The 14,389-nt window shown below is 32.6% G+C and carries 17 protein-coding genes; all 17 read left to right on the forward strand.

Annotation, left to right across the window (positions count from 1 at the left end; all coding sequences use genetic code 11):
- The coding region (locus ACHZC3_RS03945; RefSeq protein ID WP_394758582.1) for an aromatic amino acid lyase at nt 1–634 on the forward strand (634 nt) is incomplete at its 5' end.
- Between the two features lie 39 nt (nt 635–673).
- Nucleotides 674–1,783, forward strand: a complete 1,110-nt coding sequence (locus ACHZC3_RS03950) for a WG repeat-containing protein (RefSeq protein ID WP_394758583.1) — start codon at nt 674–676, stop codon at nt 1,781–1,783.
- A gap of 57 nt (nt 1,784–1,840) precedes the next feature.
- The gene (gene fabG, locus ACHZC3_RS03955) at nt 1,841–2,572 is read left to right on the forward strand and encodes a 3-oxoacyl-ACP reductase FabG (RefSeq protein ID WP_394758597.1); all 732 of its coding nucleotides are present in this window, start codon (nt 1,841–1,843) and stop codon (nt 2,570–2,572) included.
- A gap of 16 nt (nt 2,573–2,588) precedes the next feature.
- The gene (locus ACHZC3_RS03960) at nt 2,589–3,824 is read left to right on the forward strand and encodes a beta-ketoacyl-[acyl-carrier-protein] synthase family protein (protein WP_394758584.1); all 1,236 of its coding nucleotides are present in this window, start codon (nt 2,589–2,591) and stop codon (nt 3,822–3,824) included.
- Nucleotides 3,817–4,068 carry an acyl carrier protein gene (locus ACHZC3_RS03965; RefSeq protein ID WP_394758585.1) on the forward strand — a complete coding sequence of 84 codons (252 nt, stop codon included), beginning with the start codon at nt 3,817–3,819 and terminating at the stop codon, nt 4,066–4,068. Before ACHZC3_RS03960 ends, ACHZC3_RS03965 begins: the two co-directional genes overlap by 8 nt.
- 164 nt (nt 4,069–4,232) lie before the next feature.
- On the forward strand, nt 4,233–5,114 hold the full coding sequence (locus tag ACHZC3_RS03970; protein WP_394758586.1) for a lipid A biosynthesis acyltransferase: 882 nt from the start codon (nt 4,233–4,235) through the stop codon (nt 5,112–5,114).
- Between the two features lie 38 nt (nt 5,115–5,152).
- Complete coding sequence (locus ACHZC3_RS03975; RefSeq protein ID WP_394758587.1) at nt 5,153–6,808, forward strand: phytoene desaturase family protein; 1,656 nt, start codon at nt 5,153–5,155, stop codon at nt 6,806–6,808.
- A 10-nt stretch (nt 6,809–6,818) separates the two neighbouring features.
- Nucleotides 6,819–7,721 carry a dialkylrecorsinol condensing enzyme DarA gene (locus ACHZC3_RS03980; protein WP_394758588.1) on the forward strand — a complete coding sequence of 301 codons (903 nt, stop codon included), beginning with the start codon at nt 6,819–6,821 and terminating at the stop codon, nt 7,719–7,721.
- Nucleotides 7,722–7,738: 17 nt separating this feature from the next.
- Nucleotides 7,739–8,872, forward strand: coding sequence for a beta-ketoacyl-ACP synthase III (locus tag ACHZC3_RS03985; protein WP_394758589.1), 1,134 nt, complete (start codon nt 7,739–7,741; stop codon nt 8,870–8,872).
- 6 nt (nt 8,873–8,878) lie between these two features.
- Complete coding sequence (locus tag ACHZC3_RS03990) at nt 8,879–9,313, forward strand: hypothetical protein (RefSeq protein ID WP_394758590.1); 435 nt, start codon at nt 8,879–8,881, stop codon at nt 9,311–9,313.
- Nucleotides 9,314–9,325: 12 nt separating this feature from the next.
- A complete protein-coding gene (locus tag ACHZC3_RS03995; protein WP_394758591.1) occupies nt 9,326–9,787 on the forward strand; it encodes an ABC transporter permease in 462 nt (153 codons plus the stop codon).
- A gap of 6 nt (nt 9,788–9,793) precedes the next feature.
- Nucleotides 9,794–10,198, forward strand: a complete 405-nt coding sequence (locus ACHZC3_RS04000) for a hypothetical protein (RefSeq protein ID WP_394758592.1) — start codon at nt 9,794–9,796, stop codon at nt 10,196–10,198.
- Complete coding sequence (locus tag ACHZC3_RS04005) at nt 10,198–11,196, forward strand: BtrH N-terminal domain-containing protein (protein ID WP_394758593.1); 999 nt, start codon at nt 10,198–10,200, stop codon at nt 11,194–11,196. Before ACHZC3_RS04000 ends, ACHZC3_RS04005 begins: the two co-directional genes overlap by 1 nt.
- Before the next feature lie 61 nt (nt 11,197–11,257).
- Nucleotides 11,258–11,956, forward strand: coding sequence for an ABC transporter ATP-binding protein (locus tag ACHZC3_RS04010; protein ID WP_394758598.1), 699 nt, complete (start codon nt 11,258–11,260; stop codon nt 11,954–11,956).
- Nucleotides 11,946–13,229, forward strand: a complete 1,284-nt coding sequence (locus ACHZC3_RS04015) for an ABC transporter permease (RefSeq protein WP_394758594.1) — start codon at nt 11,946–11,948, stop codon at nt 13,227–13,229. Before ACHZC3_RS04010 ends, ACHZC3_RS04015 begins: the two co-directional genes overlap by 11 nt.
- The gene (locus ACHZC3_RS04020; RefSeq protein ID WP_394758595.1) at nt 13,204–13,653 is read left to right on the forward strand and encodes an acyl-CoA thioesterase; all 450 of its coding nucleotides are present in this window, start codon (nt 13,204–13,206) and stop codon (nt 13,651–13,653) included. Before ACHZC3_RS04015 ends, ACHZC3_RS04020 begins: the two co-directional genes overlap by 26 nt.
- Before the next feature lie 2 nt (nt 13,654–13,655).
- The coding region (locus ACHZC3_RS04025) for a beta-ketoacyl synthase N-terminal-like domain-containing protein (protein ID WP_394758596.1) at nt 13,656–14,389 on the forward strand (734 nt) is incomplete at its 3' end.

Genomic DNA, 14,389 nt, shown 5'->3' on the forward strand with positions numbered 1-14,389 from the left:
TTTAGGGCCAGTTTTAGAGACTATAAATAATGTGGCATCAATTCTGGAAGACGAATTTAATTCAGCAAATGACAACCCGATTATTGATGTAAAAAATCAACATGTTTATCATGGTGGAAATTTTCACGGAGATTATATTTCCTTAGAAATGGATAAATTGAAGATTGTTATTACAAAATTGACCATGCTTGCTGAACGACAATTAAATTATTTGTTAAACTCTAAGATAAACGAAATTCTTCCTCCATTTGTAAATTTGGGAACTTTAGGTTTTAATTTTGGGATGCAAGGGGTTCAGTTTACAGCAACTTCGACTACTGCCGAAAATCAAATGCTATCTAACCCAATGTATATTCATAGTATTCCTAATAACAATGACAATCAAGACATTGTGAGTATGGGAACAAATGCTGCTGTTATTACATCAAAAGTTATTGAAAATGCTTTCGAAGTTTTAGCGATAGAACTAATTACAATTGTACAAGCTATAGATTATTTAGAGCAAAAAGATGCCATTTCATCTGTAACTAGAAAAATGTACAACGATGTTCGAAAAATAATCCCAACGTTTAGCAAAGATCAAGTGATGTATCCTTTTGTTCAGAATGTAAAAGACTATTTGATAAATAATTAATACATTAGTATTTAAGTTTCACTCAAAATTATATAAATTATGAAAAAAGTAATGTTTTTTTTGGTTTTAATGATGCAGTTTGTAAACGCTCAAGAATTTGCATTAGTAAAGAAAGAGGGCAAGTTTGGTTATATTTCTAAAACAGGAGAGTTTGCCATTCAGCCAAAATTTAAAGTAGCTAAAAATTTCTCAGAGGGATTGGCTGCTGCCGAGGATAATAAAAAATGGGGTTTTATAAACCCACAAGGAGAATGGGTAATTCCCGCTACTTTCGATGATGCTAAATACTTTAATAATGGGTATTGTGTAGTTGCTAAAGATAAAAAATGGTTTTATATAAATAAAAAAGGAGAGGAACAAAAATCTCCAGCTTCGGATAAAGTTTATGATTTTGAAGATGGTGTTGCATTCATAAAACAAGGAGATAAAACAGGATTGATAAATTCAAAAATGGCAGTAATCCTAGAACCAAAATATGATGTTATAAAATCTTTTCAAAACGGATTCGCAAGAGTAAGAAATAATGATCGTTGGGGAATTATAGACAAAACAGGAAAAGTCGTAGTCGAAATAATATATGATGAAATAGGCGATTATTACAAAAATACTACTTGGGCAAAAAACGGCACTTCATTTGGGTTAGTCATTGCAGGAAAATTTAAAGTGATTGAAGGTGTTGACAAAATTTGGGATTTCTTAGCGCAAGATTTAACCTATGCTAAGAAAAACGAAAAAATAGGATTTATAGACCTAAAAGGGAATTGGGTTATCGAGCCTAAATTTGATAAAGCAAGAGCGTTTGTGAAAAATTTAGCACCAGTTCAAATTGGTAAAAAATGGGGTTATATCAATACAAAAGGAGTTTTTGTGGTAGAACCAGCATATAATGATGCTGAAATTTTTAGCACAGACGGTTTTGCACCAGTAAAAGATAAAGAATGGGGTTTTATTAATGAAACTGGAAAATTAGTTGTCCCTTGCCAATACGGTATTACAGCAGGTCTTTTCGCCATGTTTAAGGACGATGAAAAAGGATTTGTTAGCGGATTAGCAAGAGTAATCAGCAAAAAGAAATTCGGATTTATAAAATCAGATGGAAGTGTTCTAGGAAACCAATGGTTTGATAGTGCAGAACCTTTTAAAAAATAAAATTATATAAAATTGCAATCAATCTAAAATCTGCAATCTAATATCTAAAATTAAATGATGAAATGTGCTTTAGTAACAGGAGGTTCAAGGGGAATTGGTAATGAAATTTGCAAAAAATTAGCTGCGGATTCTGATTATCATATTCTTATCAATTATCAATCGAATAAGGCTGCTGCCGAAAAAACTTTGGAAGAAGTAAAACAATTAGGCGCAACAGGCGAAATAATTCAATTTGATGTTGCCAATTTTGAAGAAGTAAAAAATGTACTCACACAATGGCAAGATGCAAATCCAAATGCGATTGTTGAAGCTATAGTAAATAATGCAGGGATCGCAAAAGATGGGTTATTCATGTGGATGACTCCTGAAGATTGGACAAGTGTTGTTAATACCAGTTTGAACGGATTCTTTAATGTAACTAACTTTTTTATCCAAAAAATGTTGCGTAACAAATACGGACGAATAGTAAATATGGTATCTGTTTCGGGTGTAAAAGGAACGCCAGGACAAACTAATTATTCTGCTGCAAAAGGAGCAGTTGTTGCTGCTACAAAAGCATTAGCACAAGAAGTAGCAAAGCGAAATATTACTGTAAACGCTGTTGCACCAGGATTTATAAGAACAGATATGACAAGTGATTTGGACGAAAAAGAACTCATAAAAATGGTTCCTGCAAATCGTTTTGGTGAAGCCGAAGAAGTAGCAGATTTAGTAAGTTTTCTAGTGTCAAGAAAGTCAAGTTATATCACAGGAGAAGTTATTAATATTAATGGAGGAATTTATTCTTAAAAAATATTTATAAATAATGAATAAAAGAGTTGTCATTACCGGAATGGGAATTTACTCCTGTATAGGAACTTCATTAGACGAGGTTAAAAATTCATTATACGAAGGTAAATCAGGAATTGTTATTGATCCAGAACGAAAAGAATTTGGTTTTCAATCTTCACTAACAGGAATGGTTCCTAAGCCAGAATTAAAAGAATTGCTTTCTCGAAGACAAAGAATAAGTCTTGGAGAAGAAACAGAATATGCCTATATGGCAACTATCGAAGCGTTAAAAAATGCCAATATAGATGATGCTTTTTTTGATGACAATGAAGTAGGAATTATGTACGGAAATGACAGTGTTTCTAAAGCAATAATTGAAGCTACTGACATAATTCGTGAAAAAAAAGACACTTCACTCATAGGTTCTGGTGCGATTTTTAAATCGATGAATTCGACTGTAACAATGAATCTTTCTACCATCTTCAAATTAAGAGGGATAAACTTAACTATTAGTGCGGCTTGTGCAAGTGGATCACATTCAATAGGATTGGCTTATTTTTTAATAAAAAGCGGATTTCAAGACATGATAATTTGCGGAGGAGCACAAGAAATAAACAAATATGCGATGAGCAGTTTTGATGGTTTGGGTGTTTTTTCTCCAAGACAAGACGAACCAGCTAAAGCTTCTAGACCTTTCGATGCGTCTCGTGATGGATTAGTTCCAAGCGGCGGCGGCGCAACTTTAATTTTAGAAAGTTACGAATCAGCAATAAAACGAGGAGCAAATATTATTGCAGAAGTAATAGGTTACGGATTTTCATCAAACGGAGGTCACATTTCCACACCAAATGTCGAAGGACCAGCTACAGCCATGCAAAGAGCACTCGATGAAGCCAATGTAAAAGCTAGTGAAATAGATTATATCAATGCACACGCAACATCAACGCCAGTTGGAGATGGAAACGAAGCCAAAGCAATATTGGAAGTTTTCGGCGAAAGCAATCCTTATGTAAGTTCAACAAAATCGATGACAGGTCACGAATGTTGGATGGCAGGAGCAAGCGAAGTCATATATTCTATTCTTATGATGCAAAATGATTTTATTGCACCAAACATCAATTTAGAGAATCCAGATGAAGATGCAATAAAATTAAATTTAGTTAAAACAACATTAAATAAAAAAATTGATATATTTTTGTCGAATTCTTTCGGTTTCGGAGGAACAAATTCTGCATTAGTTATAAAAAAGTTTAAAAAGGGCGATGAATAAAGAAGAAATAGTAAACAAAATAAATGATTTTTTGGTCGATGAGTTCGAAGTAGATCAAGATGACATTCAACCAGAAGCCAATCTAAAAGATACTTTAGGGTTAGATAGTTTAGATTACGTAGATTTGGTAGTCTCTGTCGAATCTAATTTTGGTGTAAAATTAGTTGAAGTAGATTTTGTAGGAATAGCTTCTTTTCAAAGTTTTTATGACTTAATCGAAAACAAAATTAAGCTTAAAGCATAATTTCATTTCTTAGATAGTTAGACTTCTTAGATTAGTTAGATTTAAAATTCTAACTATCTAAGAAGTCTAATTGTCTATTAGGAATTTAGGTTTCTTAAATTATAAGATTAGTTGGATTTAAAATTCTAACAATCTATAAGGTCTAATAATCTAATAATCTATCAATGGCTCAATGGGACGGAAAATCTAGGGGAACAGTCTTAGGATATAAGATTTTTGTTTTTTTTATAAAAAAGGCAGGAATAAAGTCTGCTTATTTTATTCTTTATTTCGTGGCTTGTTATTATTTTATTTTTCTTAAGAAAAGTAACAGATCCATTTTTTATTATTTCAAAGAACGATTGGGTTATTCTTATTTTAAATCAAAAAAAATGGTTTTTAGGAGTTATTATACTTTTGGACAAACCATTCTCGACAAAGTTTCTATCTCGGCAGGAATGCAAAACAGATTCACTTATGAATTTGATGGTGTAGAAATATTAAAAAAACTATTACGAGAAAAAAAAGGTGGCGTTCTTATTAGCGCACACATTGGAAATTTCGAAATAGCGGAACATTTTTTTGGAGAAATAGATGTCGATTTTCAAATAAACCTTGTTACTACCGATTTAGAGCATTCTGCAATAAAGAATTATCTCGATAAAATATCAAAAAAATCAAGCATTAAATTAATCCTAATAAAAGATGATTTGTCTCATATTTTCGAAATAAATGCCGCTTTGACTAGAAACGAATTAGTTTGTTTTACAGGCGATAGGTATTTTGAAGGTGTAAAATCATTATCAGAAGAATTACTAGGACAGGAAGCAAAATTTCCTGCAGGACCATTTCTTATTGCCTCAAGACTAAAAGTCCCTGTTGTTTTTGTTTATGTAATGAAAGAAGCTAATTTGCACTATCATTTATACACTAGAGAAGCACAAGTAAACCATCGAAACGAAAAAGCATTGCTAAAAGAATATACACAAAGTCTCGAATCGATGCTAAAAAAATACCCATTACAATGGTTTAATTATTTCGATTTTTGGACACAATTAGGGAAATAAAATAAATCTTGTATTTTTATAAAACTTCAAAACATATTATGGAAGAATTTGATACAATTATAATAGGTTCTGGAGCAGGAGGATTAGCAACAGCACTTTGTTTGGCAAGAGCAGGACAAAAAATTTTGGTGCTTGAACAGCATTATGTGCCAGGAGGTTGGAGTCATAGTTTTACGCTAAACGGACAGCGTTTTAGTCCAGGAGTTCATTATATGGGTTTGGTAGATGAAGGTCATACAACAAATGAGTTGTATAAAGGATTAGGAATTGCAAATGACCTTGTATTTTTTAGAATGAACAAAAATGGTTATGATCATTGTATTATTGATGATAAAAAATTTGATCTTCCTGCGGGCACAAAAAATCTAGAAGCGAGCCTTATTAAACAATTCCCAAAAGAAGAAAAAAATATAAAAGAATACCTTCATTTAATCGTAAAAGTTAATGAAGAGCTACAATTAATACCAACACTAAAAGGGTTTTGGCAAAACATAACAGTGCCGTTTAGAACCAAACATTTTGGAAAATTTGCACTGTTCACCCTAAAAAGAGTTATCGATTGGCATATAAAAGACCCGATGCTAAAAGCAGTGCTCAACTCACAATGTGGTGATCATGGTTTGCCGCCAATCAGAGCAAGTTTTCCTGTGCATTGTTCTGCGATGAATCATTACCTAGAAGGCGGTTTTTATCCTATGGGCGGCGGTGGCGGCATTGTAAAAGCCATGACAAGCAAAATAAAAAGCCATGGAGGTTTAGTAAGAACGCAACAATCAGTTTCTAAAATTCTAGTAAAAAATAATAAAGCATTTGGAGTTGAATTAGCAGATGGAACCCAAATTTTAGCAAAAAATGTAGTGTCTAATGCTGATCCAGCTGTCACATTTCTAAAATTAATAGGGAGTGAAAATATTAGCAAAAAATTAAATAAAAAATTAACAAAAACTAAATATTCAGTCACATCATTAATTCTTTTTCTGACTTTAGATATGGATGTGACTAAAGCAGGTATAGATTCTGGGAATATTTGGAGGTTTCAAGACGAAAATATAGACCAACATTTTGAAACATTAACAAAAGGAGATATTCTTTCAGGTGACGAATTTCCCGCACTTTTCTTTAGTTGTTCTACGTTAAAAGATCCTACAAGTTTCAACGGGCGATATTATAATTTTGAAGCAGTTACTTATGTAGATTATGATAGTTTTAAACAATTTGAAGGTATGGATGATTATCATTGTCCAGAATATCAAAAATTTAAAGAACGAATCATCGAGAAATTCATGAATAGCATCGAAAAAATGATTCCAAATGCAAAAGAACACGTTGCTCAAGTCGAACTTGGAACACCTAAAACGAATCAATTTTATATAAATGCAACACGAGGAAACGTGTACGGAACCGAAAAAACCCTAAACCAAGTAGGTCCTTTTGTGTATAAATTTAAAACCGAAATAGATAATTTATACCTTTGCGGATCAAGTACATTATCTCACGGAGTAACTGGAGCAACCTATTCAGGTATAGAAACTGCAGCAAGAATCCTGAATTGCACAAAAAATGATTTGCTGATAGAAGATGCAAACCAGAAATTACGAATTTACGATGCTGAGGACAAAACCACATGGCCAGAATGGATACATGTAAAACGTTCGGATAAAGTTAGAACGTTTAAGGAAATTGTGAATGTTTAAAAAATAGAAAATGAAAAATGTTCTCGTTATATATTATTCGCAATCGGGCCAATTAGAATCTATCGCAAGAAACATTGCAAAACCATTAGTAGATTCTGATAAAATTAATGTAGTGTTTCACGAGATTCAATTAGAAAAACCTTTCCCATTTCCATGGAATAAAGAGGCGTTTTTTGATGCTTTTCCAGAATCTTTCTTGCAAATTCCAACGGAACTCAAACCTATTCCAGACGAAATACTAAAAACAAAATTCGATTTAATCCTTTTGCATTATCAAGTTTGGTATTTGTCGCCATCTATTCCAATCAATTCATTTTTACAAAGTTCGGAAGCCAAAACACTTTTCAATAATACACCAGTTATAACTATCAGCGGTTCTAGAAACATGTGGGTTATGGCACAAGAAAAAATTAAAGTTTTATTAAAAAATAATAATGCAAAACTAAAAGGAAACGTAGCTTTAGTAGATAGAGTTGGTAACTTAATAAGTGTGATTACTATTGTAGAATGGATGTTTTCTGGCGTAAAAAAGAAATATTTAAGAATTTTTCCATTACCAGGAGTTTCCGAAAAAGACATTGTTGAATCATCAAAATTTGGAGAAATAATCTTCAAAAATCTTCAAAATAATAATTTTGATAACCTTCAAACTCAATTATTAGAAAATAATGCCGTAAAAATAAGTTCCTATTTAGTTAAAGTTGACAAAACGGCTAACAAAATATTTAATAAATGGTCTAATATTATCAATAATAAAAAAGAATCAAGAAAAACATGGCTAAAAATATTTAATATCTATTTATGGCTTGCAATCTGGTTAATCTCACCAATTGTGTATATCTTGCACGTTTTTTCATATCCTTTTTTCATTAACAAAATTAGAAGAGAAAAAGCTTATTATCAAGGCGTTTAAAATACAATTAGAATATTATGTTTGATGTTTACATAACAAAATCTGGAAAATATTTACCAAATCAAGCAATCTCAAACGATGAGATGGAAAACTTTTTGGGACTTATAAATGAAGCGACATCTAAAGCAAGAAGGATAATTTTACGCAACAACAAAATTGTTAGTCGTTATTATGCTATTGACAAACACGGGAATAGTACACACAGCAATGCCGAGTTAACAAAAAACGCCATAAATGAATTGTTTGACGAAAGTTTTACAGCTCAGGATATGCAATTGTTATCATGTGGAACATCTACGCCAGACGTATTCTTGCCATCTCACGCTGCTATGGTTCACGGATTGCTAAAAAATAAATCGGTCGAGCTAAATTCCTCTACTGGAGTTTGTTGCGCGGGAATGAATTCATTAAAATTTGGGTATCTTTCAGTAAAATCTGGAAACACCAAAAATGCAGTTTGTACCGGTTCAGAAAAAGTATCTACTTGGATGAAATCTGAAAAATACGAACAAGAAGTTGTCAATTTAAAACACCTAGAAGAACAACCAATAGTAGCGTTTAAAAAAGATTTTTTACGTTGGATGTTATCTGACGGAGCCGCAGCTTTCTTGTTAGAAAATGAACCAAAAGGCGAAATCTCACTCAAAATAGAGTGGATGGAAGCCTTTTCTTATGCTCACGAACTTGAAGCTTGTATGTATGCTGGTGGAGATAAACTAGAAAACGGAGAGCTAAAATCTTGGAGTGATTACCATCCAGAGGAATGGCTTAATGAATCTATATTTTCTATCAAACAAGATGTGAAATTATTAGACAAAAATATTTTAATAAAAGGAGCACAAAGCATGAAAGAAGCGTTGGATAAAAACAAGGTTTCAGCAGATCAAATAGATTACTTCTTGCCTCATGTTTCTTCTCATTATTTTGTTGAAGGGTTAAAAAAATCTTTCGCCGAAAACGGAATGGTAATTCCAAACGAAAAATGGTTTATGAACCTTGCGCAAGTAGGAAACGTAGGTTCAGCTTCAATATATTTGGCATTAAATGAATTAATGAATTCTGGAAAACTTAAAAAAGGAGACAAAATTCTTTTATCAGTACCAGAAAGTGGCCGTTTTTCGTATGCGTATGCTTATTTAACTGTTTGCTAGAAAAATATGGAAACATCAAATGCTATTTTTGAAAAAGAGTTTGTAGAAAATTTGCTACCACAAAAATTCCCTTTTGTCATGGTCGATAAAATGTACTCTTATACCGAAGCTTCTTTGGTTTCAGGGCTAAAAATACAAAGTGATAATATCTTTTATCATAACGGAAGCTTCGTGGAAGCTGGATTAGTAGAACACATGGCGCAATCTGTAGCATTACACACGGGATATCAATTTTATCTGAAACAAGAACCTGCACCAACGGGTTATATAGGTTCTATTAAAGATATCGTGATAAAAGAATTGCCAAAACTTAATGATGAGATTCTAACTACAGTTTCGATTCTTCAAGAATTTGGAGGAATAACTTTAGTTGATATCGTGACAAAGTTAAACGGAATCGAAATAGCTACTGGTCAAATGAAAACGGTTTTAGCCAAATAATTTCAACAAGAAATGGATACAACTATAGACATAAAAAACTATTTGCCGCATCGTAAACCTTTTTTAATGGTTGATATGATTCTGATAATGGATGAAGAAAAAGTTGAAACCATTTTTGAAATAAAAAGCGATAATATATTTATTCAAAACAATACTTTTATAGAAGCTGGATTAATAGAAAATGCGGCTCAAACCTGTTCTTCGATTGTTGCAAAAGATTATTTTGTAGATAAGAATAATAAAGACAAATCTGGTGTTGATGTGGTTGGATTTATAAGCGCCATCAAAACATTAAAAATACACAAACTTCCAGAAGTAGGAAATACAATCAAAACAATTTCAACTTTAGTTTCAAAATTCGTAACAGACGATTATAGTTTGTGTACGATGAGTTGTCAAACTTTCAATAATGACGAGTTACTTTTAGAAGGAGAGATTAATCTTTTCATTCAAGAAAATCATTCAAAACAATAGAAAGCAATGAAAGAAAATGAAGTTCCACAAGACAAAGGCAATCTTTCTAAAAGTAACATGAAAGAATTGGTTTATGCAACCGACGAAAAAGGCAATTATACTACTGCTTTAAGCACAGGTTGGGAACCAAAAACGATAGCGCTTTCTAATTCTATCGATGAAATAAACGAACGAATTGCTACTGCAAAAGAACAAGTAAAAAATGGCGAAGTAAGCCCAATTGTTTATTTTATGGAATTCTCTAAAATGGATATTGGTGTGCTTTCCAGTTATGTTGGAATGTGGCAATGGCGCGTAAAAAGACATTTTAAACCTACCGTTTTTGCTAAATTAAGTGATACCATTTTACAGAAATATGCCGAAACTTTCAATATTTCGGTTGAAAAATTAAGAAATTTTAAAACAGATTAATGGAAATCAATTTCACACATCATCAATCTGCGCATTGCGAAAACGGAGTAGCTTCTAATTTGCTTAAAAACAATGGTTTTAATATTAGTGAACCTATGGTTTTCGGTATCGGATCAGGGCTTTTCTTTGTTTATTTACCATTTATAAAAGTAAATTATGCCCCAGCAATAAGTTACAGACCCATGCCTGGTGCTATTTTTAACAAATTAGCAAAACGATTAGGATTAAAAATAAAAAGGCAAAAATTTTCTAGCGAAGCCAATGCTACAAAAGCTTTGGATGAAAATCTAAAAAATAATATTCCTACAGGATTGCAAGTGGGTGTTTATAATTTGACTTATTTTCCAGACGAATATCGTTTTCATTTCAACGCTCATAATTTAGTCGTTTACGGGAAAACCGAAACCGATTATCTCATCAGCGATCCCGTAATGGAAACCGTGACAACATTAACCCACGCTGAATTGAATAAAGTACGTTTTGCCAAAGGAGCTTTTGCGCCAAGAGGACAAATGTATTACCCAGTTTATATTCCTGCTACTATCGATTTAAAAAGTGCTATTATCAAAGGGATTAAGAATACTTGTCGAGATATGTTAGCTCCCGCACCTATTATTGGAGTTAGAGGAATAAAGTTTGTTGCCAGCAGAATTAGAAAATGGCCAGTAAAACACGGAACTAAAAAAGCCAATCATTATCTAGCTCAAATGGTTAGAATGCAAGAAGAAATAGGTACTGGTGGTGGCGGTTTTCGATTTATTTATGCCGCTTTTTTACAAGAATCAGCTGTAATTCTAGAAAACGAAAAACTAAAAGAATTATCACAAGAAATGACAATAATTGGCGATTTATGGAGAGATTTTGCTGTAAATGCTTCTAGAGTTTACAAAAATAGAAGTACACAGGCTGATGTTTACAATACCATTGCTGATCAACTATTAAATATTGCGAATAAAGAAGAAGTTTTTTTTAAAAAATTAAAAGTAGCCATTAGCTAATACTATTTTGAAACCCATTATCCAAATAACCCAACTCTCCAAAAAGTACAAAGATGCCGAAATGTATTCTTTGAGCGACTTTACACTTTCTATACACGAAGGTCAGATTTTTGGTTTGTTAGGACCAAATGGAGCTGGGAAAACAACCCTAATATCCATGCTTTGCGGATTAGTAAAACCAACATCAGGAAGTTTTTCGATTGATGATTTGACGTATGCAAAAAATTCTAGTGAGATAAAAAAAATCATTGGAGTAGTTCCTCAAGAATATGCATTATATCCTACATTAACCGCAAGGGAAAACTTACTGTATTTTGGAAGTATGTATGGTTTGAAAGGGAATGATTTAAAAGAAAAAGTAATCGAAAGTCTTGATTTTCTTGGATTATTAAAATTTGCCGACAAACGAATAGAAACTTTTTCTGGCGGAATGAAACGCCGAATTAATTTGATTGCAGGAATTTTGCACAATCCAAAAGTGCTTTTTCTAGACGAACCAACAGTTGGTGTCGATGTGCAATCTAAAAATGCGATTATCGATTATCTAAAAAAGCTCAACAAAAACGGAACTACTATAATATATACTTCACATCATTTATCCGAAGCACAAGATTTTTGTACCGATATTGCTATTATCGATAGAGGAAAGATTTATGCACAAGGAACGCCAAATAGCTTGATTGCTTCCACTGCAAATGCTCGAAATTTGGAAGATGTTTTTATTTCATTAACTGGAAAAGAATTACGAGATGATATATAAATTGTTCATGTCGGTTTACAAAGAATTCCTACTCCTAAAAAGAGATATAGGTGGCGTTGTTATTCTGTTTATCATGCCATTGGTACTCATAATTACAGTGACTTTAATTCAAGACAGCACTTTCAAAACAGTTAGCGATGCCAAAATCCCCATTCTTTTAGTAGATAATGACAACGGGAATGTGTCTAAAACGGTTTTCGATAATTTACAAAAAAGCAATATTTTTACGGTTGTTACCAAAATAAATGACGAACAACTAACAGAATCATCGGCTAAAGAAGCCGTTTTTAAAGGAAAATATCAATTAGCCATCATTATTCCAGAAAAACTAAGTGTCGATTTGCAATCTAAAATTGACCAAAATGTTGAAAAAATAACAGCTAGTTTAGGAATGACCGATACTTTGGCGAAAGCTGAAAAGACTGCAATTGTCAATCAAAAAGAGGTAAAATTGTATTTTGATCCTGCGGTGCAAATGAGTTTCAAAAATGCTGTCATGAGTTCGATTGACAAGATGATTTCTCAAATAGAAACCAAATCGATTTATGCTACTTTCCAAGCGCAATTAGGAGAAGAAACAACCAGTTTCGAACAAAAAAGTTTTATCACATTCAAAGAAATTGTTCCAAAAGTGAATAATGAAGAAATTATTCCAAATTCTGTTCAACATAATGTACCAGCTTGGACTTTGTTTGCCATTTTTTTTATTGTAATTCCATTATCTATAAACATTGTAAAAGAAAAATCACAAGGGACTTTTGTTCGGCTAAGAACCAATCCAGTTCCTAATGTGATTGTTATTGCTGGAAAAACGATTACGTATTTAATTATTTGTATGATTCAGTTTTACATGATGATTTTAGTGGCAATTTTCTTATTTCCACACATTGGTTTACCATCATTAAATGTAGAAGGCAACTTATTTTTGATGAGTATAGTAGCGCTATTTTCAGGATTTGGAGCAATTGGCTTCGGAATATTATTAGGAACAATCGCTAAAACACAAGAACAATCTGCACCATTTGGCGCCACTTCTGTCATTATATTGGCAGCAATAGGAGGTATTTGGGTTCCTGTTTTTGCTATGCCAAAAATGATGCAACTCATAGCACAATCTTCTCCTATGAATTGGGGATTGAATGCCTTTTATGATGTGCTTTTGCGTCATGGTTCTATCGTAGATATTCTACCAGAAATAAGTTTATTATTTTTATTTTTCATAATTACCACAACCATTGCCTTGCAATATGATAAGAAGAAAAGAGCAGTTTAACGAAGCCTCTCAATTAACAATTTCACATGAAATTAGAGTGAGATTTAATGAAACAGATCCTTTAGGAATCGTGTGGCATGGTTATTATATTACTTATTTTGAAGACGGTCGTGAAGCATTTGGTCGCCACCATGGACTTTCATATCTCGATATTTTCGATAGTGGATTTACAACACCTATTGTTAAGTCGACTTGCGAGCACAAGTTGTCTTTACGTTATGGCGATGTGGGTCGAATAGAAACTACAATTGTAGATACGCCTGCTGCCAAAATGATTTACAGATATGTTATTTATGATGCCAATAACGAGATTGCTTGTACTGGAGAAACTGTTCAGGTTTTTTTAGATAAAAATGGAGATTTAATGCTAACCAATCCACCTTTTTATGAGGAATGGAAACGTAAAGTTGGTTTAATAAAATAAAAATGGTCAAAGAAGTATTTATTACCGAAACAAACTGCATCACACCAATCGGTTTTGATGTTGCCACCAATATTCAAAATATTGAGAGTGGTATTTCTGGTATTCAATTACATCACAATTCAATGTTGAACAAACCATTTTATGCGTCAACAATCGATAATGAAGAATTAAGTTTGGCTTTCGCTAAAATTTCTCCATCAGAGAATTTCACAAGATTAGAAAAAATGATGATTTTGGCTTTGCAACCCATCGTTGAAAACTCAAAATTAGATTTGAATAATAAAGTTGGTTTCCTGCTTTCTACAACCAAAGGAAATATTACAGGATTAGCAAATCCTTCGGAAGAAAGTTTTCAAAGTGCACATTTACATCAATTAGCAAAAAATATTTCTAATTTTTTCGGATTCAAAACCGAACCAATTGTCGTTTCAAATGCATGTGTTTCTGGAATTTTAGCAGTTTCAGTAGCCAAAAGATTGATTCAGTCCGAAATGTTCGACAATATATTTGTCGTGGCTGGCGATGAAGTTTCCGAGTTTGTTTTGTCCGGATTCAATTCCTTTCAAGCAATGAGCGATTTGCCTTGCAAACCCTATTCAAAAAAGAGAACCGGAGTTTCTCTTGGCGAAGCAACAGCTGCGGTTTTGGTTTCAGCTAATAAAGAAAATGCTAAAATAAAAATTATTGGAGATGGTTCTATAAACGATGCCAATCATATTTCTGGACCATCGAGAAC

The sequence above is a fragment of the Flavobacterium sp. genome (genome assembly GCF_043720215.1).
Lineage (GTDB): Bacteria > Bacteroidota > Bacteroidia > Flavobacteriales > Flavobacteriaceae > Flavobacterium.